Origin of the sequence: Quadrisphaera granulorum (genome assembly GCF_003149145.1) — a bacterium.
Lineage (GTDB): Bacteria > Actinomycetota > Actinomycetes > Actinomycetales > Quadrisphaeraceae > Quadrisphaera > Quadrisphaera granulorum.
Map to the genome: position 1 here is coordinate 267,742 of NZ_QGDQ01000002.1, position 19,438 is coordinate 287,179.

Genomic DNA, 19,438 nt, shown 5'->3' on the forward strand with positions numbered 1-19,438 from the left:
CAGGATGCAGCCATGTCTTCCCCGATGTCCCTGCCGACGCCCGGAGCCCCCGGGAGCCACGGTGGAGCCGTGCCGGGTCCGCCTCCCACGCTTCTGCCCGAGGACGGGCCGGAGGCCGTGGCAGCCGCCCTGCTGCGTGACGAGGTCGACCCCGCCGACGTGGCCGCGGCGCATCCCGCCGCGAGCCTGGCCTGGTCCGTGCTGGCCACCCGCGCCTACGCCGCGGGACACGTCGTCGAGGCCTACGCCTACGCGCGCACCGGCTACCACCGTGGGCTGGACGCCTTGCGACGCGCTGGCTGGCGCGGCGCGGGGCCGGTGCCGTGGCACCACGAGGCCAACCGCGGGTTCTTGAGGTCGCTCGCCGTCCTGGGCCGCGCCGCCGGTGCCATCGGGGAGGTGGACGAGGCGGAGCGCTGCGCCCAGTTCCTTGCCGCGTGCGACCCCGACGCCGTGGATCGGCTCGGCGGAGACCTCCGGGCATGAGCACCCGGGCCGGCGGCCCCGCGGGCCGCCGCAGCGCCGTCGTGGTGGGCGCAGGGATCTCCGGCGTTGCCTGCGCGCAGGCCCTGTCCGCGGGAGGGGTCGACGTCCGCGTCATCGACCGCGGCCGCCGCCTCGGGGGTCGCCTGGGTGTGCGGCGGGTCGAGCTGGCCGACGGTTCCCACCACGTCGTCGACACCGGCGCCGCGTACTTCACGGTCTCCGACGAGGGGTTCGCGGCGCTGGTGTCCGCCTGGAGCACCGACGGCCTGGCCCACCCCTGGACGGACACCTTCAGCCTCCTCGGCCCCGAGAAGCCGCCCGGATCGACCACCGGCCCGCAGCGGTGGAGCGCGCCGGGCGGTCTGCGCTCCCTGGTCGACCACCTCGCCACCGGGCTGGAGGTCACCACCGGCCGGGCCGTCCGCTCGGTGGGCGTGGCCGACGGCCTGCCCGCCGTCGACGGCGACGGCGTCGACGCCGTCGTCCTGGCCATGCCCGACCCGCAGGCGGGGCGCATCCTCGACGTCGAGGCCTCCCTCGGCCTGGCGTCGGCCCGGCGCGTGCTCGCGCGCCCGTGGGACCCGGTGACCACCGTGTACGCCACGTGGGACCACTCTTGGTGGCCGGCGCTGGACGCGGGCTTCGTCGCCGACGACCACCTCGTGTCCCTGGTGGCCGACGACGGCGCCCGCCGCGGCGACGGCGCCCCGGTGCTCGTGGCCCACACGACACCCGCGGCCGCGCGCCAGGCACTGGGAGACCCCGAGTCGCTCGTCGAGCCCGTGCTCGCGCGGCTGCCGCACCTGCTCGGCGTCGACCCGGCAGCAGTGCCGGCGCCGCGCTCCGCGGCAGTGCACCGGTGGTCCTACGCGGCGCCCACCGAGGTGCACGACGCCGCGTACCTGCTGACGGCCGTCGCCGGGGGGCTGCTCGGCGTCTGCGGAGACTCCTGGGCTGCCACCCCCAGCGGCAAGCCCCGGATCGAGCAGGCCTGGCGCTCGGGTCGCGACCTCGGGCGGGAGCTCGCCGAGCGCCTCGCCTGATCGGCCGTCCTCGCCGCTCACGCCCGTTCTCAGGAAGGCACGAGGACCTGCCACGCGTCACCGGCGCACCGCCAGTGCCACCGCGTGCGGGGCTGGGACAGGTCGCCGTCGGCGTTGACCTCGAAGGGGCGCCCGTCGACGGCCTCGACCAGCACGTCGGCACCACGCACCGTGGCGGTGTCGTGACGCTCGATGTGCTGGCCGCGTGCCATCGCCACGGCGAACCCAGCGCGTGCCAGCGGTCCGGTGGCCGAGGACACGACGACGTCGACCTGCCCGTCGTGCGGCGTCGCGCTGGGCGACAGGCGCGCCCCGCCACCCACGGTGCTGCCGAGGTTGACCGCTACGAGGAGCACCCCGGAGCGCCCGTCGTGGACCTCACGCCCGTCGACCACGACGCGCAGGTGCCACGGCCGTGCGGCGATCCCGGCGGCGAGAGCGCCCGCGGGGTAGGCGAGCTTGCGCAGCACCTTCTTGGCGGTCTTCGCGCGCTTGGCCGCCGAGACCCCGATGCCGGCGTGGACGGCATTGACGACGACGCCTTCGTCGTCGTCCTCACCCTCGCCCGAGCCCAACGACACGACCAGCTCCACCGGCGAGGGACGGCCCTCCAGAGCGGTCCGGGCCGCCAGGGCGGGGGCGCCGACCTGCAGGCCGAGGCTGCGGGCCAGGTCGTTGCCGGTGCCCAGCGGCACCACCCCGATCGGCCCCACGGCACGCACACCGTCCAGGCCGCCGAGTTCGTGCAGGGCGCTGATGGCGGCGTGGACCGACCCGTCGCCACCGAAGATCACCAGGCGGCGGCCGTCAAGCCCCGCGAGTGCTTGGCGCAGGTCCTCGGGGCCCTTCGTGCGCGCCACCTCCAGTCCTCCCGGCGGCAGCGACGACTCGAGCACCGTCAGGGCGTCGCGGGCGGCGGGCGAGCGCGCGGCCCCCGCCCCCGCGTTGACCACGGCGAGGGCCGCCTCGGGGTGCTGGTGGGGGGATTCGTCACTCACCGGTCCACCGTCCCACCGTTCGAGGTGCGGGGTCGCTCGGGTTCGGGTGCTGGCCCCCCGACCCGCTAGCCTCTGGCGGTAACGACTCCCAGACCCTCAGGAGGGTCCGCATGCCCGCGATCGTGCTCGTCGGCGCCCAGTGGGGAGACGAGGGCAAGGGCAAGGCCACCGACGTCCTCGGTTCCCGTGTCGAGGCCGTGGTCAAGTTCAACGGTGGCAACAACGCCGGCCACACCGTTGTCGTCGGCGACGAGAAGTACGCCCTGCACCTCCTCCCCTCAGGCATCCTCACCGCCGGGGTGACCCCGGTGATCGGCAACGGCGTGGTCATCGACCCGTCGGTGCTCTTCCAGGAGATCGAAGGTCTGACGGCGCGCGGCGTCGACTGCTCCAAGCTGCTCGTCTCCGCCAGCGCCCACCTCATCGCGCCCTACCACCGCACAGTGGACCGGGTCACCGAGCGGTTCCTCGGGGTGCGGCGCATCGGGACGACGGGCCGCGGCATCGGCCCGGCCTACGCGGACAAGGTCAACCGCATCGGCCTGCGCGTGCAGGACCTCTTCGACGAGAAGATCCTCGCGCAGAAGGTCGAGGGTGCCCTGGAGACCCGCAACCAGCTGCTCGTGAAGGTCTACAACCGCCGCGCCATCACGGTCGACGAGATCGTCGACGAGCTGCTGTCCTACGCGGACCGGCTGCGCCCCATGGTGTGCGACACCGGCCTGGAGCTCACCCGCATGCTCGACGCCGGCAAGACGGTGCTCTACGAGGGCGGCCAGGCGACGATGCTCGACATCGACCACGGCACGTACCCGTTCGTGACGTCGTCCAACGCCACCGCGGGCGGTGCCTGCACCGGCTCGGGCACGCCGCCCAACCGGATCGACAGGATCGTCGGCGTCGCCAAGGCGTACATCACCCGTGTCGGTGAGGGACCGTTCCCCACCGAGCTCCTCGACGACGTCGGCGAGGGCCTGCGCCGCGCCGGCGGCGAGTTCGGCACGACGACGGGCCGCCCGCGCCGCACCGGCTGGTACGACGCGCTCATCGCCCGCTACGCCTCGCGGGTCAACGGCCTCACCGACCTCGTGCTCACCAAGCTCGACGTGCTGACCGGCTACGAGCGCATCCCCGTGTGCACGGCCTACGAGGTCGACGGCGTCAAGCACACCGAGATCCCGCTCACGCAGACCGACTTCCACCACGCGGTGCCGGTCTACGAGGAGTTCGAGGGCTGGACCGAGGACATCAGCGGCGCCCGCGAGTTCTCCGACCTGCCGAAGGCCGCACAGGACTACGTGCTCGCGCTGGAGGAGCTGTCCGGCGTGCGCATCAGCGCGGTGGGCGTCGGTCCCGACCGCGACCAGATCGTCGTTCGCACCGACCTGCTGGAGGGCTGACCCCCGATGCCGAGCACCGCCGTTCCGACGACCTCACCGACGACGAGCGTGGTGCCGCCGCCGCGCCCGGTCGACGCCGCCGCCGTCGCCCGCACCCGCGAGCTCGACAGCGCTCACGTCTTCCACTCGTGGTCGGCGCAGAAGCTCATCTCGCCGATGGTGGTCACCGGAGCCGAGGGCTCCTGGGTGTACGACGCCGAGGGACGGCCCCTGCTCGACTTCTCCAGCCAGCTGGTCTTCACCAACATCGGGCACGGCCACCCCAAGGTGGTCGCGGCGATCGGCGAGCAGGCCGCCAAGCTCGCGACGGTGGCCCCGCAGCACGCCGTCGACGTGCGCGGTGAGGCCGCCCGCCTCATCACCTCGCACCTTCCGGGGAGCCGCCTCAACAAGGTGTTCTTCACCACCGGTGGTGCCGAGGCGAACGAGAACGCGGTGCGCGCGGCCCGGCAGCACACCGGCCGCCGCAAGGTGCTGGCCCGCTACCGCAGCTACCACGGCAACACCCAGACGGCGATCCACCTGACCGGAGACCCGCGCCGCTGGGCCAACGACTCCGGCGCCGAGGGCATCGTCCACTTCTTCGGGCCGTACCTGTATCGCTCGGTGTTCCACTCCAGCACCGAGGCCGAGGAGTGCCGGCGCGCACTGGAGCACCTCGAGCAGGTGATCACCCTGGAGGGCCCGAGCACCATCGCCGCGCTCGTCCTGGAGTCCGTGCCGGGTACCGCGGGGATCATGGTTCCGCCGCCCGGCTACCTCGCCGGCGTCCGCGAGATCACCCGCCGCCACGGCATCGTGCTCATCCTCGACGAGGTCATGGCCGGGTTCGGGCGCACGGGCACGTGGTTCGGGTACGACGTCCACGGGGATGGGGAGCGCATCGACCCCGACATCGTGACCATCGCCAAGGGCGTCAACTCCGGCTACGTGCCGCTGGGTGGCGTCGTGCTCTCCGACGAGGTGGCCGCCACCTTCGACGAGCGCGCCTTCCCCGGGGGCCTGACCTACTCCGGGCACCCGCTGGCGTGCGCCGCATCCGTCGCGACGCTGCGTGCCATGGAGGACGAGGGCGTCGTCGAGCACGCTCGCCACCTCGGCGAGGACATCATCGGTCCGGCTCTGCGCGACATCGCCGCGCGCCACGCCGTCGTCGGCGAGGTCCGCGGCACAGGCGTGTTCTGGGCGGTGGAGCTGGTGAAGAGCCGCGAGACCCGCGAGCCGGTGGTGCCGGCGGGCGCCACCGGCGCCGCGAACGCGCCCATGGCGGCGTTCACCAAGGCGTGCCTGTCCCGCGGGCTGCTGCCCTTCGTCAACGGCAACCGCACCCACGTCGTGCCTCCCTGCACCGTCAGCGACGACGAGGCCCGCTGGGGCCTGGAGCAGCTCGACGCCGCCCTCGGAGAGGTGTTCAGCGCGTGAAGGTCCTCGTCGTCGGCTCGGGCGCGCGCGAGCACGCTCTGGCGCGCTCGTTGGCCTCCGACGAGGCCGTGACCGCCGTGTGGGTCGCCCCCGGAAGCCCCGGCCCGGCTGCGGAGCCGGGGGTGCTGGGCTGTCTCCCCGTCGACCCGTGCGACGGTGACGCGGTCACCGCGCTGGCGCAGGAGCTGGGCGTCGACCTCGTCGTCGTCGGTCCCGAGGCTCCGCTGGTGGCGGGTGTGGCCGACGCCGTGCGCGCGGCGGGCATCGCGTGCTTCGGTCCCTCCGCCGACGCCGCCGCGCTGGAGGGCAGCAAGGCCTTCGCCAAGCAGATCATGGCCGCCGCGAGCGTGCCTACCGCCATGGCGCGCGTGTGCGGAACCGTCGAGGAGGTCGCCGAGGCGCTCGACCTGTTCGGAGCCCCGCACGTCGTCAAGGACGACGGCCTCGCCGCGGGCAAGGGCGTCGTCGTGACGTCGTCCCGTGACGAGGCCCTCGAGCACGCCGCCGCCTGCCTGTCCCGGGAGGGTGCGCAGGTGGTCGTCGAGGAGTTCCTCGACGGCCCCGAGGTGTCGCTCTTCGTGCTCTCCGACGGGACGTCGGTGGTGCCGCTGGCACCCGCACAGGACTTCAAGCGCGCCCTCGACGGCGACGAAGGGCCCAACACCGGAGGCATGGGCGCCTACTCGCCGCTGCCGTGGGCGCCGCCGGGCCTGGTCGACGAGGTGGTCGAGCGCGTCGCGCAGCCCGTCATCGACGAGATGCGCCGCCGCGGCACCCCGTTCGCCGGGGTCCTCTACTGCGGCCTGGCGCTGACGTCTCGCGGTGTGCGCGTGGTGGAGTTCAACGCCCGCTTCGGTGACCCCGAGACCCAGGTGGTGCTCGCGCGGCTGCGGACGCCGCTGGGGGCGCTGCTGCACGCGTGCGCCACGGGTCGGCTGGCGAGCCATCTGGCCGACGTGGGGTCGCTTCGCTGGTCGCGGGGTGCCGCCGTTGTTGTCGTCCTCGCGGCGCCGGGGTACCCGGCCTCGGCGAAGACCGGTGGTGCCCTCGCCGGCGCTGACGCCGGGGGCCTGCAGGAGCGGGCGTGGGTGCTGCACGCCGGGACGGCGCTGGACGCCTCCGGCGCACTGGTGTCCGCCGGCGGCCGCGTGCTGTCGGTGGTCGGCTCCGGTGACGACCTGGCCGCTGCCCGCGCCGCCGCCTACGAGCGGCTGGCCGGCATCTCGCTGGAGGGCGGCCAGTTCCGCAGCGACATCGCCCTGGCCGCCGCCGAGGGCACGCTCACCCTCACCTGACCCCCGTCGCCGAGGCGATCAAGGAACTGAGCGCCACCACGCTGTGGCCGCGGTCGGGAGGCTTCCGACCATCAGAGATCACGCAGATCTTGGCGATCGATCGGCTCCTCAGTGCTCGCTGGGCGGACCGATCGCCAAGATCTGCACCGGGTTGCTGGGGTAAGTGCGCAGCTCACGCCCCTGTTGTGGCGTGAAAATCCTTGATCGTCACCGAGGGGGTTGGGGCGAGGAGTTCTCCGGCTGAATCGGCGCATCGTCGAGTGATCGTCGCGGATTCAGGGTGTGAATGGCCGCCTCGGGCGCGCGGGGTGATGATGCGCTGTGGCCGCCAGCGCAGGCGAGGTCGAGCCTGTCGACCTGTCAGCGGACGACGACGCCTCCGACCCCCTCGATGACTCCGGGCACCACGGGGCGTCGCGTCGTCGCCCACGAGGGAGCACGGCAGCAGTCGCGGGTGTGCTGCTGATCGCGGGACTCGTCGGCGTCGGCAGCTGGCAGCACCGTGGGGCCCTCGCCGAGCAGCAGGCCGCAGAGCGCACCGCCGTGCAGAGGCAGCGCCAGGACGACGACGGACCCCGCGCCACCGCCCTGGAGCAGCGCCTCGGGCTGGTGAAGTCTGCCCGGACGGCCGTCGACGACGCCGTCGTCGGGCTCGACGCCGACGGTACGGACGGCATTGACGGCACGGGCGGGCCGGTGTGGTGGCCCGCCGACCTCGGTGCCCGCGCCGCGTACGCCGACGAGCCGCTGGACCTTCAGGTGATGGGCGAGTGGCTCCAGGCGCCGGGCACTCCCGGCGTCCAGCGCATCGGCTTTCGCCTGGTCACGGGACTGCCCGCGGCCAGCGGGAGCACGCCGTGCCAGGTGCCGGTGGTGAGGATCACCGACTGGGGCTGGGTGCAGGGCGGCGACTCCGCGCTCGGCTGCCGCGTCATGGCTGCCGGGGTGCGCGGCACGGCGGTGCGGGAGGGCGACACCGGCGACGGCGACTCCGCCGTGCGCCTGCGTGAGGTCGTGCTGGTCAGCGAGGGGCGCGCCGCGTCGGTGGCCGTGTGGAGCACCGGCGGCGCCCCATTGCCGCTGGACGGGCCGGCGCTCGGCGCCGCTGCCGCCGCGCTGCTGGTGGCTGGACCCGAACCATGACCGACGACTCGGTGGTGGAGCTCGACGACCAGGACGACGACGGCGACGCCGAGGTCCGCCCAGGCGACTCCGGGCGCGACCCCAGGCGACATCGCGGGCGCGTCGCCGTGGCGGGGGCAGTGCTCGCGGTCGCCGTCGTCGTCGTCCTGGTTCGCCACGAGGACCAGCGCGAGCAGCTGCGGGTCGCTGCGCTGGAGGTCGATCGGGCCGCCCGCGCCGCCGCGGAGGTCACCGTCTGGCAGGAGCAGCAGCGGCGCTCGCGGGAGCACCGCCTCCGCGAGGTCGAGGCACTGGCCCTGCTGCCGGAAGATTTGGCCTTCCAGCAGCGCCTCATGACCGCCGCGCTGGCCGGTGCCGCTCCGCGGCTGCCTGACCTCGACTGGTCGCGCGCCACGACGCGCACCGTCCGCACGACGGAGCAGCGCCTCGGTGACGGCTCCCCGCGGCTCCTCGACGCCGAGCGGACCGCGCGCCCCACCTCCGTTGACCGCGACGACGGGGACGGTGACGACGAAGAGGACGACGGCGACGGCGCCCTCCCGGTGCCCGCGGTGGCCGGGACACGTGTGGTGGGCCTGTCGGAGGGTGCCGGGGCGAGCGCCACCGTCGTCTGGCGTATCACCACGCCCCTCACCGCGCCCGCGGTCACCGACCCGTGCGCGGTGCCGGGAGCGGTTCCGGTCCCCGCCGTCGACAGCGAGTCCGGTGATCCGCCCGAGTGCGCCCTCCGCACTGTCACGAGCCCCTCCGGCGAGGAACAGGTGGTGGCGCTGCGAACGTGGCAGGAGACGCTCGGTGGCCCCCACAGCCCGGGTTTCGGCGCACCGGTGCGGGTGATCACCGTGCACCAGGCGGTGCTGGTCGTCGAGCAGCGATGGACGTTTTCGGTGGCAGCGACGGCCGTCGGTGCGCCCGGTACCGCAGCCTCCGTGCCGCCCCTCAGCCTCGACCAGGCGTCACTGGCGGTGCGCTGGGCGGCGGATGAAGCCCGCGGACGGCCCACCCCCGCGCCGCTGCGCGGCACACCCCTGCCAGGGTTTGCGGGGTGAGCACGCCTGAGACCGACGCCGCGTCCGCGCGCGACCTGCCGCAGGAGCTGCCGGGCTGGAGCCCGCTGCACGCCGGCAAGGTGCGCCAGCTCTACGCCGCCCACGACGACCCGTCACGGCTGCTGCTCGTCGTCAGTGACCGCATCAGCGCGTACGACCACGTGCTGGCCACCCCCATCCCCGACAAGGGCGCGCTGCTGACGGCGCTGAGCCTGTGGTGGTTCGAGCAACTGGAGGACTGGGGCCTCGTGCGCCACCACGTGGTGGGCGCCGGAGCTGAGCACGGCGTGCCTGGCCAGGTGGCGGGCCGCGCGATGGTGGTGCGGCGCCTCGAGATGCTGCCGGTGGAGTGCATCGCCCGCGGTTACCTCACCGGGTCCGGGCTCGCGGAGTACCGCGCCACGGGCTCGCTGGCCGGGGTGGAGCTGCCGCCCGGTCTTGAGGACGGCGACCGCCTGCGCGCGCCGCTGTTCACCCCCACCACCAAGGCAGCCGTGGGCCTGCACGACGAGCCGATCAACGAGGCCGGGGTCGCGGCCCTGGTCGGCGCGGAGCGCGGGGCGCAGCTCAAGCAGGTGACCGTGGAGCTGTACAGCCGCGGCGCGGCGGTGGCCGCCGAGCGCGGCGTGCTGCTGGCCGACACCAAGGTGGAGTTCGGTCTCGACCCCGACGGTGACCCCGCCGACCCGGCCTCGCTCGTCCTCGGTGACGAGCTGCTCACCCCCGACTCCTCCCGCTTCTGGCCCGCCGACGGCTGGCAGCCGGGCCGCGCGCAGCCGAGCTTCGACAAGCAGTACGTGCGCGACTGGCTGACCTCGCCCGCCTCCGGGTGGTCGCGCATCTCGACCGAGCCGCCGCCCCCGCTGCCCGACGACGTGGTCGAGCGCACCCGCGCCCGCTACGTCGAGGCCTACGAGCGGCTGACCGGACGCCGCTGGCAGTAACCCGAGCCGTGGGGCAGCGTGGGGGCCGTGCCCACGCCCTCGCACACCCACGACCTGCACCGCTCCGACGCGAAGACCACGCCGGCCGCTGACGTCACGGAGGCCGACGTCGTCGTCATCGGAGGCGGCCCGGTCGGTGAGAACGTCGCGGCCCGCGCCGTGCGCGGCGGCCTGAGTGCCGTCATCGTCGAGGCCGAGCTGCTCGGCGGGGAGTGCTCGTACTGGGCGTGCATGCCGTCCAAGGCGCTCATCCGGCCTACGCAGGCGCTGGCCGCGGCGCGGCGCCTGCCGGGCGCTCGCGAGGCCGTCACCGGCTCGGTCGATGCCGCCGCCGTGCTGGCCCGGCGCGACTCCTTCACCTCCGGGTGGGACGACGGCGGCCAGGTGGAGTGGGCTGTCGGTGCCGACATCACCGTGGTGCGCGGCCACGGCCGCGTCGCGGGTGAGAAGCGCGTGGAGGTCACCGCCCCCGACGGCACCACGACGACGATTGCCGCGCGCCGCGCCGTCGTCGTCGCCACCGGCTCCACACCGTCCCTGCCGCCGGTGGAGGGGCTCCGGGATACGCCCCACTGGGGCAGCCGCGAGGCCACCAGCGCCGCCCGCGTACCCGCCAGCCTGGTCGTGCTCGGGGCTGGCGTGGTGGGCTGCGAGCTGGCGCAGGCGTTCGCGCGGCTGGGGTCGACCGTGACGCTGGTCGCTTCCTCGACCCTGCTCAGCAAGAACGAGCCGAGAGCCGGCGAGCTGGTGGCCGACGCGCTGCGTGAGGAGGGCGTCGATGTGCGCCTGCACACGAGGGCGGTGTCGGTCAGTCGTGAGAGTTCCGATGAGGACGACGACGGCGACGGCCCGGTGACGCTCGTGCTGGCCGATGGCACCGCGCTGGTGGCCGACGAGCTGCTGGTGGCCACCGGCCGGAGGCCCGCGGTCGGCGACGTCGGCCTCGACACCGTGGGGCTGCCCACCGACGCGGCGCTGGCAGTCGACACCACGGGGGCGGCAACGGGTCTGGCGCAGGGCTCAGCGCTGGATCAGGGCGGGCAGCCGTGGCTGTACGCCGCTGGCGACGTCACGGGTGACGCTCCGCTGACGCACATGGGCAAGTACGTAGCGCGGGCCGTAGGTGACGTCATCGCCGCCCGGGCGAGGGGCGAGCAGGTGCACGACGGTGCGTGGGGCGCCCACGCGACCACCGCCCAGCAGCAGGCGGTCACCCAGGTGACGTTCACCGATCCCGAGGTGACGTCGGTGGGCCTGACCGCCGCCCAGGCCGAACGTGCCGGTCTGCGCACGCGGGTGGTGGACCTCGACATCGCCGTGGCCGGCTCCGCGCTGCACGCCGACGGGTACACCGGGTGGGCGCGGATGGTGGTCGACGAAGACCGGCGCGTGGTGGTCGGGGTGACGTTCGTGGGGCCGGACACCGCGGAGCTGCTGCACTCTGCCACCGTCGCGGTGGTCGGGGAGGTGCCGCTGGAACGCCTGTGGCATGCCGTGCCGGCCTACCCGACGATCAGCGAGGTCTGGCTGCGCCTCCTGGAGGCCTACGGGCTCTGATCCCGCCGTGATCATGGGCAGTTGGCCACCCTGGGAGCGATGGCCGACTGCCCATGATCACGGTCGTCGCGAGGGGGATCAGAACTCGTGGACGCCGTGGCCGCCGTCGTCGCGGATGTCCACGCCGCTGCACAGGCGCCCGATGTTCGCCAGGTAGCCCTTGCGGCCCGTGGCCGACAGCAAAGCGTCGTGCACCGGCACCGCGGCCACGGACGGAGCCACGGCTCGCAGGAAGTCGATCGTCATCGCCGACGTCGCCCAGGGCGCGTTGAGCGGCAGCGCGAGCACGTCGACGCCCTCGGGGGTGGTGTCGTACGCGTCACCCGGGACGAACAGCACCGGCTCGCCCGGCGCGCTGATCACCAGGCCCGTGTTGCCCACCCGAGGCACCTCCGGGTGGATGAGCGCGTGCTGACCGCCGACGGCGCGCACGGTCACCGCGCCCAGCTGCAGCACCTCACCGGGGTGGAACGCCGCCAGGTCGACGTCGCCGTCGTCCCCGAGGCGGGAGTCGGCCAGCGACGCCGCGGTCTCCGGTTCGGCTCGCAGCAGTGCGCCGTCGTTGCTCTCCAGCAGGGCCGGCAGCTTCTCGACGTCCACGTGGTCGGGATGCTGGTGGGTGATGACGACCGCGTCGAGGTTGCTCAGTTCTTCCCATCCGGTGGAGAACGTGCCCGGGTCGATCAGCACGCGGCTTCCGGCGGCCTCCACAAGCAGGCAGGCGTGTCCGAGGTGCGAGATGCGCATGCCTGCATCGTGGACCGACAGGGCACCTCCCGCGACCCTCTAGGCTGCTCACCCGTGGGACGCGTGCTGGTCCAGGTGATGCCGAAGCCCGAGATCCTTGACCCCCAGGGCAAGGCGGTGGCAGCGGCGCTGCCGCGCCTCGGCCTGACCGGGTTCGTGGACGTGCGGCAGGGCAAGCGATTCGAGCTGGTGGTCGAGGGTCCGGTGACGCCGGAGGTCCTCGCGCAGGCCCGCAAGGCCGCCGAGAAGCTCCTGGCCAACCCCGTCATCGAAGACGTCGTCGCCGTGGTCGACGCCGACGCCGCCGACCAGGCGGCGCACGCCGGGGCCTCCGCGTGAAGATCGGCGTCGTCACCTTCCCCGGCTCCCTGGACGACCGCGACGCCGCGCGCGCCGTCGTCCGCGGCGGCGGTGAGGCCGTCGCGCTGTGGCACGCCGACGCTGACCTGCGCGGTGTCGACGCCGTCGTCCTCCCCGGCGGCTTCTCCTACGGCGACTACCTGCGCGCCGGCGCCATCGCCAGCATCGCCCCGGTCATGGGCTCGGTGGTCGAGGCCGCACGCGGCGGAATGCCCGTGCTCGGTATCTGCAACGGCTTCCAGGTGCTCTGCGAGGCCGGCCTGCTGCCCGGCGCGCTCGTGCGCAACGACGTGCGCACCTTCGTCTGCCGTGACCAGCGCCTGCGCGTCGAGGACGCCAGCACCGCCTGGACCTCGGCGTTCGAGGCCGGCCAGGAGATCGTCATCCCGCTGAAGAACGGCGAGGGCGGCTACAACGCCGACCAGCGCACCCTCGACGAGCTCGAGGGCGAGGGCCGCGTGGTCTTCCGCTACCTCGGGGGCAACCCCAACGGCTCCCAGCGCGACATCGCCGGCGTCCGCGACGCCTCCGGGCGCATCGTCGGCCTCATGCCGCACCCCGAGCACGCCACCGAGCCCGGCTACGGGCCCAGCGAGCACGGCGGCGGCGCCAGCGGTAACGGCACCGACGGCCTCGGGTTCTTCACCTCGGTGCTCCAGGCGCTCGCGAGCGCCTGACCGCCCGTCCGGGTGGTGGTACCGGTCGTCATGCGCTCCACTGCCACGGCAGCGCCCGCGGAAGCGTCCTAGACCCGTGGACCGACCGACCGACCTGACCGGGAGCACCGGTGGAGACCCCGACGAGGGCTCCGACGACGTCGCGCGCGCCTTCCGCGCAGTACTCGACGGCTCCGCCGACAGCTCGTCGTCCGGTCCTCAGACCAGGACGACGACGGCGGGCGGCGCGTCCGGGCAGGCTCAGCCGGAGCGGCCGTCCTCGCTGCTGTCCGCCGTGGAGCGCCGGGCCGCACGACTCCAGCGCCGCCGTCAGGCGAGCGTGCTGGGCGGTGCCGCCGCGGCCGCAGCCGTGGCGGTCTTCGTCGGGAGCCTGGTGCTGCCCGGCATGCACCTGTCGTTCCCGGAGAGCACGTCCTCCGGTGGTTCCGCGGATTCCGCGGCGGCGAGTGGGCCGCAATCCGCCTCCGCGTCCAGCGCCTCGGAAGCGCAGGTGGGCGGCGCGAGCGGCGCCGTGCCAGACAGCGCCACGGGCAACAGCGCGGAGTCGTACACCGGCAGCCTTCTCGCTGCCGCAGGGCCGACGCTCAGCGACGCCTCGATGCTCACGGCCGCCGACCTGTCCGGCGCCTTCTCCGCACCCGTCCAGGAGTCCGCACCGGTCCAAGAGGCAGCGCCCACGTCACTTTCGACCTCCGTGCAGGAGTCCGCGCAGGGGCCCAACCTCAGGGCGCCGCTGGGCGCCTGCGTCGACGGTGACGCTGGCTTCGTGGACACGCTGCAGCTGTGGCGTGTCGACCTCCTCGCGGCGCCCTCGGCCTCTGCGGCGGAGCCGCCGGGCGTCGTGGAGCGCGTCGCCGTCGTCCCCGGTCCTGCTGCCGCCGCCTCCGCACTGGAGCAGGTCCGCCAGGCGCTGCCCGGGTGCACCGGTCCCGGGCAGGAGGGCACCGGGCCGACCACCGAGCTCGATGCGAGCTCCGTGACACCCGACGGTGGGCAGGCGGTCGTGCTGGCCTCCACGTCCGGCCAGGGCGCCCCGACGCTGCGGATCTACGTGGCGGTGGGCAGCGTGCTCGTCCAGCTGGACGCCACCTCCGACGCCTCCAGCGCTCAGGCCGCGTACGCCGCCCTCGCGCCCGCCGTCCGTACGGCGGTGACCCGGGCAACCGGCGGCGGTGTCACCTTCTCCGGGCCACTGCCCTCCGCGGGGGCGCCGTGAGCGTCGCTTCCCTGTTGCGCCGGCCGCGCACCGGATCCGCCCCGGGCTTCGAAGACCTCGTGGCCGCTCGCAGCGGCCCCCTGCTCTCGATGGCCCGGGGTCTCGTGCGCTCGGAGGCCGACGCGGAGGACCTCGTGCAGGAGGTGCTGGCCAAGGCCCTGGTTAGCTGGGAGAAGGTGAGCGCCGCATCCGACCCGGCGGCGTACGTGAACCGGATGCTCGTCAACCAGGCGATGAGCTTCTGGCGGCGCGCTTCCACGCGACGCGAGCGGTCGACGGAGCCCGAGGAGCTGCCGGAGCCGGTGACCGGCGGGATCGACGACGGCGCCGGACACCGCGGCGATCGCGACGCCCTGCTGACCGCCCTGCGTCGCCTGCCGCCGCGGCATCGTGCGGTGCTGGTGCTGCGCTACTACGAGCAGATGCCCGACGCGGAGATCGCCGACCTGCTGGGCATGGCACAGGCCACCGTGCGCAGCAGCGCCGCCCGCGGTCTGGCGGCGCTGCGGCGCGACGGCGTGCTCACTGACGACTCGACGGGCTGACCTCGGCTGCGTCGGAGCTTGCCGAGGCGCCCACCGGCATGCCGCCCTCGGGCAGGCCGCTGGCAGGTCCACCGGGGGCCGTGAGGTCGATGGTGGTGTCGGCGAGGGGCTCGTCGTGGGCGGGTTCGGGCTCCATGGGGCGCCACGCCAGGTGGTGGAAGAGCAGGTTCAGCACGAAGGCCGTGAGCACTGCGCCGGTGATGGCGCTGCCCAGGATGATCTGCACCCACGAGGGGAAGTTGCTGTAGATGCCCGCCTTGACGACGGGCAGCATGCCCACCCCGATGGCGACGGCGACGATCACCGAGTTGCCGCGGTCGCTCCAGTCCACGCGGGCCAGGGTGCGGATGCCGACCGCCGCGACGGTCGCGAACATCACCAGTCCCGCACCGCCGACCACGGGCGCCGGAAGCGCCGCGAACACCTCGCCGATCTTCGGGACGAGGCCGAGCACCACGAGGATCCCGCCGGCCGCGGTGACCACGAACCGGCTGCGGACACCGGTCATGGAGATCAGCCCGACGTTCTGCGCGAACGCGGTGTCGAGGAAGGCGTTGAAGGAACCGGCGAGCACACCCGACAGGCCGTCGGCGGCGAGGCCTCGCGCGAGGGCCTTCGGGGTCACGGGGCGCCCGACGAGCTCGCCGACGGCGAGCATGTCCGCGGTCGACTCGGTGAAGATCACGAGCATGACGATGCACATGGCGATGACGGCCGCCGGCGGGAACTCCGGGGCACCGAAGAGGAACGGCTGGGCCACGCCCACCCAGGACGCGCTGCCGACGGAGGCGAAGTCGACCAGGCCCATCGGTGCCGCGATGACCACACCCACGGCGAGCCCGACGAGCACGGCCAGCTGACCGAAGAACCCCCGCACGAACCGCATCACCAGCACGATCGTCACGACGACGGCGGCCGCCAGGCCCAGGTGGGAGGGCAGCGCGTAGTCGTCGGCGGTGGGGTCGTTCCCGGCGATGAGGCCCCCGGCGACGCCGATGAGCGACAGCCCGATGACGGTGATGGTGACCCCGGTGACCACCGGTGGGAAGAACCTCACCACCCTCGCGAACGGCACGGCGACCAGCAGCCCGAAGACGCCCGCCGCGAGGAACGAGCCGTACACCGCCTGCAGGCCGTACTCGCCGGCGATGAGGATCATCGGCGTCACAGCGGCGAAGGTGGCCCCGGCGACGACGGGCAGCCGCACGCCGAGCACCTTCCCGATGCCGAGGCTCTGGATGATCGTGATGACGCCGGCCACGAGCAGGTCGGCGTTGATGAGCAGGCCGATCGTGGTGGCGTCCAGGCCCACGGCGGCCCCGAAGACGAGCGGCACCGTGACGCAGCCGGTGTACATGATGAGGACGTGCTGGAGCCCCAGGGTGAGCAGCTTGCTGACCGGGGGTACCCGATCGACGGGGTGGACGCTGCTGGCTGGGCTGGGAGAGCTGGCAGGGCTAACGGGGCTGGCGGCCATGGGCACCTCCGAGGAGACGGGGAGTCGCCTGAGGGTGCGCTCAGACCTGCCTCGCCCGGTCACCGCGAGGTCACGTCCGTGTGACGAGCGCCGAGCAGCCAGCGGTGGCTCTGTCGTCGTCGTCCTCCTCCTGACCTGCGGTGTTCTTCGCTGTCCGACCGGGTCACTACGCTCTGGGGACGTGAGCCTGCTCGACACCGTGGACCACGCCGCAGCGACGCCTGACCACGAGCTGCCCTACGGCGAGCTCGGGCTCAAGGACGATGAGTTCGAGCGCATCTGCACGATCCTCGGCCGCCGCCCCACCGCGTGCGAGCTGGCCATGTACTCGGTCATGTGGAGCGAGCACTGCTCCTACAAGTCCTCCAAGACGCACCTGCGTCAGTTCGGGGTCAAGACCACCGACGCGATGCGCGAGAAGCTGCTCGTGGGCATCGGTGAGAACGCTGGCGTCGTCGACATCGGCGACGGCTGGGCGGTGACCTTCAAGGTCGAGAGCCACAACCACCCCAGCTACATCGAGCCGCACCAGGGCGCCGCCACGGGTGTCGGCGGCATCGTGCGCGACATCCTCGCCATGGGCGCGCGCCCGGTGGCCGTCATGGACTCGCTGCGCTTCGGTGCGCTCGACCACCCTGACACCGCCCGCGTGGTGCCCGGCGTCGTCGCCGGGGTCGGCGGGTACGGCAACTGCCTGGGCCTGCCCAACGTCGGCGGCGAGGTCATCTTCGACCCGGTCTACCAGGGCAACCCGCTGGTCAACGCGCTGTGCGTCGGCACGATGCGCCACGAGGACATCCACCTGGCCAACGCCACCGGCGAGGGCAACCTCGTGGTGCTGTTCGGCTCGCGCACCGGTGGCGACGGCATCGGCGGCGTGTCCGTCCTCGCGTCGGAGACCTTCGACGAAGGTGGCCCGTCCAAGCGCCCCGCGGTGCAGGTGGGCGACCCGTTCGCCGAGAAGCTGCTCATCGAGTGCTGCCTGGAGCTCTTCCACGCCGGCGTCGTCGCCGGCATCCAGGACCTCGGCGGCGCCGGGCTCTCCTGCGCCACGTCCGAGCTGGCCTCCGCCGGCGACGGCGGCATGGCCGTCCGCCTCGACACCGTGCCCCTGCGTGACTCCTCGCTGCGCCCCGAAGAGGTGCTCATGAGCGAGTCGCAGGAGCGGATGATGGCGGTGGTTGAGCCCCAGCACCTCGACGCGTTCATGGCCATCACCGGCAAGTGGGAGGTGGAGGCCACCGTCATCGGTGAGGTGACCGGCACCGGTCGCCTGCAGATCACGTGGCACGGCGAGACCGTGGTCGACGTCCCGCCGCGCACCGTCGCCCACGAGGGCCCGGTCTACGTGCGCCCCTGGGCCCGCCCGGCCGACATGGACGTGCTCCAGGCCGACCCGGCCGAGGCGCTGCCCCGCCCCACCACCGGTGAGGAGCTGCGGGGGCAGGTGCTGCAGCTCGCCGGCTCGGCCAACCTCTGCAGCCGCGCGTGGATCACCGACCAGTACGACAGGTACGTCCTCGGCAACACGGCCATGGCGATGCCCGACGACGCCGGCGTGGTCCGCGTCGACGAGGAGAGTGGCCTCGGCGTGGCGGTGTCGCTGGACGCCAACGGACGCTTCGCCCACCTCGACCCGCGCGTGGGTGCGCAGCTGGCGCTCGCGGAGTCGTACCGCAATGTCGCCACCGCCGGCGCGGTGCCGCTGGCCGTCACCGACTGCCTCAACTTCGGCTCCCCGGAGGACCCGGGCGTCATGTGGCAGTTCTCCGAGGCCGTCACCGGCCTGGCGGACGCTTGCGTGGAGCTCGGCGTGCCGGTCACCGGCGGCAACGTGAGCTTCTACAACCAGACCGGCCACGAGCCGATCCACCCGACCCCCGTGGTCGGCGTGCTGGGTGTTCTCGACGACGTCGCCCGCCGCACCCCGTCCGGGTGGGCCCTGCCCGGCCAGCAGATCTTCCTGCTCGGCACCACCCGCGAGGAGCTGTCGGGCTCGGAGTGGGCGTGGGAGGTGCACGGCCACCTCGGTGGGCTGCCCCCGGTCGTCGACCTCGAGCACGAGAAGGTGCTCGCGTCGGTGCTGGTCAACGCCTCGCGCGACGGTCTCATCGATGCAGCGCACGACCTGTCCGAGGGCGGCCTCTCGCAGGCCCTCGTCGAGGGCTGCCTGCGCCGCGGCGTCGGTGCCCGCGTGTGGCTGGGCGAGCTGTGCGAGCGCGACGGCATCGACGTGGCGACCGCGCTGTTCAGCGAGTCGGCCGGCCGCGTCGTCGTCGCCGTCCCCCGCGAGGAGGAGGTGCGCTTCACCGACATGTGCACCGCCCGCGGGATCGCGCACCTGCGCATCGGTGTCACCGACGGCGTGGAGGCCGACGGTGAGGAGGCGGTGCTCGACGTCTCTGCCGACGCCCCGCTGTTCACGGTGCCGCTGTCAGAGCTGCGCGCCGTGCACACGCGAACCCTCCCCGAGGTCTTCGGCTCCTGACCCCCTCCGTGATCATGGGCGGTTGGCCACTTTCAACGAGCGGTCGACGAGTTATCCACAGGCGCTGGGGCTTGGCCGGCGAGTAGGGACCCTGCCGGGCCACGCTCCACGCGTGGTCGTGCGTACTCCTCTCCTCGGTGACGTCCTCCCGCCGTTCACGCGGTCTGGGCTAGCTGACGTCGGGTTGACGCGCCATCAGCTAGCGGCGCTGCTCGCTAGCGGGGCGGTCGTGCAACCCCTCTGGGGCGTCTATCTCGACTCCCGCCTCCTCGGTGATCCGCTGGCCGTCGCCCAGGCGTCGGCGCTCGTGCTCCCACCGCACGTCGTCAGGTGCCGTGCCACCGCCGCGATGATCCACGGGGTCGACCCGCGCGGCCCGGCACTGGACACCTCCCCGGTGCCGCTGCAGGGGCTGGTGCCGGCCAGCAACCGCACCCCGAAGTGGCGCGGCGCGTCGATCTTCGAGGCGCCGCTGGATCCGCACGACGTGATGGAACTCGGTGGGGTGCTGGTCACCACCCCGGAGCGCACCGCGCTGGACTGTGCTCGGTACTTGTCGCCGCCGATGGCGCTGGCGGTGCTGGACCGGAT

At 73.6% G+C, this 19,438-nt stretch carries 17 protein-coding genes and 1 pseudogene; 15 read left to right on the plus strand and 3 right to left on the minus strand.

The window, feature by feature from the left end; translation table 11 throughout:
* Positions 1-12: 12 nt before the first annotated feature.
* Both BXY45_RS03625 and BXY45_RS03630 read left to right on the plus strand, forming a co-directional pair.
* Positions 13-486, plus strand: a complete 474-nt coding sequence (locus BXY45_RS03625; RefSeq protein ID WP_245961628.1) for a DUF3151 domain-containing protein — start codon at positions 13-15, stop codon at positions 484-486.
* Positions 483-1,529 (plus strand): NAD(P)/FAD-dependent oxidoreductase, encoded by a 1,047-nt coding sequence (locus tag BXY45_RS03630; RefSeq protein ID WP_109772919.1) that lies wholly within the window; start codon positions 483-485, stop codon positions 1,527-1,529. The genes BXY45_RS03625 and BXY45_RS03630 overlap by 4 nt, the downstream gene beginning before the upstream one ends.
* Positions 1,530-1,558: 29 nt before the next feature.
* Here BXY45_RS03630 and BXY45_RS03635 read toward each other — a convergent pair whose 3' ends face one another.
* Positions 1,559-2,527: a diacylglycerol/lipid kinase family protein gene (locus BXY45_RS03635; RefSeq protein WP_109772920.1), complete on the minus strand. Its 969-nt coding sequence runs from the start codon at positions 2,525-2,527 to the stop codon at positions 1,559-1,561.
* 110 nt (positions 2,528-2,637) lie between these two features.
* Between BXY45_RS03635 and BXY45_RS03640 the strand changes: the two genes are divergently transcribed.
* The 7 genes from BXY45_RS03640 to BXY45_RS03670 all read left to right on the plus strand — a co-directional run bounded on the left by BXY45_RS03640 (position 2,638) and on the right by BXY45_RS03670 (position 11,337).
* Positions 2,638-3,927 carry an adenylosuccinate synthase gene (locus BXY45_RS03640; protein ID WP_109772921.1) on the plus strand — a complete coding sequence of 430 codons (1,290 nt, stop codon included), beginning with the start codon at positions 2,638-2,640 and terminating at the stop codon, positions 3,925-3,927.
* A 6-nt stretch (positions 3,928-3,933) separates the two neighbouring features.
* Complete coding sequence (locus BXY45_RS03645) at positions 3,934-5,349, plus strand: aspartate aminotransferase family protein (protein WP_109772922.1); 1,416 nt, start codon at positions 3,934-3,936, stop codon at positions 5,347-5,349.
* A complete protein-coding gene (purD, locus tag BXY45_RS03650; RefSeq protein WP_109772923.1) occupies positions 5,346-6,644 on the plus strand; it encodes a phosphoribosylamine--glycine ligase in 1,299 nt (432 codons plus the stop codon). Before BXY45_RS03645 ends, purD begins: the two co-directional genes overlap by 4 nt.
* A gap of 321 nt (positions 6,645-6,965) precedes the next feature.
* A complete protein-coding gene (locus BXY45_RS03655; protein WP_109772924.1) occupies positions 6,966-7,787 on the plus strand; it encodes a hypothetical protein in 822 nt (273 codons plus the stop codon).
* A complete protein-coding gene (locus tag BXY45_RS03660) occupies positions 7,784-8,836 on the plus strand; it encodes a hypothetical protein (RefSeq protein WP_109772925.1) in 1,053 nt (350 codons plus the stop codon). Before BXY45_RS03655 ends, BXY45_RS03660 begins: the two co-directional genes overlap by 4 nt.
* Positions 8,833-9,780 carry a phosphoribosylaminoimidazolesuccinocarboxamide synthase gene (locus BXY45_RS03665; RefSeq protein WP_109772926.1) on the plus strand — a complete coding sequence of 316 codons (948 nt, stop codon included), beginning with the start codon at positions 8,833-8,835 and terminating at the stop codon, positions 9,778-9,780. The genes BXY45_RS03660 and BXY45_RS03665 overlap by 4 nt, the downstream gene beginning before the upstream one ends.
* Before the next feature lie 54 nt (positions 9,781-9,834).
* Positions 9,835-11,337, plus strand: a complete 1,503-nt coding sequence (locus BXY45_RS03670; protein ID WP_109772981.1) for an FAD-dependent oxidoreductase — start codon at positions 9,835-9,837, stop codon at positions 11,335-11,337.
* 78 nt (positions 11,338-11,415) lie between these two features.
* Here the strand turns inward: BXY45_RS03670 and BXY45_RS03675 are convergent, their stop codons facing one another.
* On the minus strand, positions 11,416-12,084 hold the full coding sequence (locus BXY45_RS03675; RefSeq protein WP_109772927.1) for an MBL fold metallo-hydrolase: 669 nt from the start codon (positions 12,082-12,084) through the stop codon (positions 11,416-11,418).
* A gap of 54 nt (positions 12,085-12,138) precedes the next feature.
* Here BXY45_RS03675 and purS point away from each other — a divergent pair, with 54 nt between their 5' ends.
* From purS to BXY45_RS03695, 4 genes are all read left to right on the plus strand, one after another.
* Positions 12,139-12,423 (plus strand): phosphoribosylformylglycinamidine synthase subunit PurS, encoded by a 285-nt coding sequence (purS, locus tag BXY45_RS03680; protein ID WP_109772928.1) that lies wholly within the window; start codon positions 12,139-12,141, stop codon positions 12,421-12,423.
* Positions 12,420-13,121, plus strand: a complete 702-nt coding sequence (gene purQ, locus BXY45_RS03685) for a phosphoribosylformylglycinamidine synthase subunit PurQ (RefSeq protein WP_109772929.1) — start codon at positions 12,420-12,422, stop codon at positions 13,119-13,121. The genes purS and purQ overlap by 4 nt, the downstream gene beginning before the upstream one ends.
* Positions 13,122-13,197: 76 nt before the next feature.
* The gene (locus tag BXY45_RS03690) at positions 13,198-14,337 is read left to right on the plus strand and encodes a sensor domain-containing protein (RefSeq protein ID WP_109772930.1); all 1,140 of its coding nucleotides are present in this window, start codon (positions 13,198-13,200) and stop codon (positions 14,335-14,337) included.
* The gene (locus BXY45_RS03695) at positions 14,334-14,882 is read left to right on the plus strand and encodes an RNA polymerase sigma factor (RefSeq protein ID WP_245961630.1); all 549 of its coding nucleotides are present in this window, start codon (positions 14,334-14,336) and stop codon (positions 14,880-14,882) included. The genes BXY45_RS03690 and BXY45_RS03695 overlap by 4 nt, the downstream gene beginning before the upstream one ends.
* Here BXY45_RS03695 and BXY45_RS03700 read toward each other — a convergent pair.
* Complete coding sequence (locus BXY45_RS03700) at positions 14,860-16,359, minus strand: nucleobase:cation symporter-2 family protein (protein WP_109772931.1); 1,500 nt, start codon at positions 16,357-16,359, stop codon at positions 14,860-14,862. The genes BXY45_RS03695 and BXY45_RS03700 overlap by 23 nt on opposite strands.
* 181 nt (positions 16,360-16,540) lie before the next feature.
* Here BXY45_RS03700 and purL point away from each other — a divergent pair, with 181 nt between their 5' ends.
* Positions 16,541-18,847 carry a phosphoribosylformylglycinamidine synthase subunit PurL gene (gene purL, locus BXY45_RS03705; RefSeq protein WP_245961631.1) on the plus strand — a complete coding sequence of 769 codons (2,307 nt, stop codon included), beginning with the start codon at positions 16,541-16,543 and terminating at the stop codon, positions 18,845-18,847.
* 229 nt (positions 18,848-19,076) lie between these two features.
* Positions 19,077-19,438 (plus strand): annotated as a pseudogene (locus BXY45_RS03710) (hypothetical protein); the annotation flags it as partial.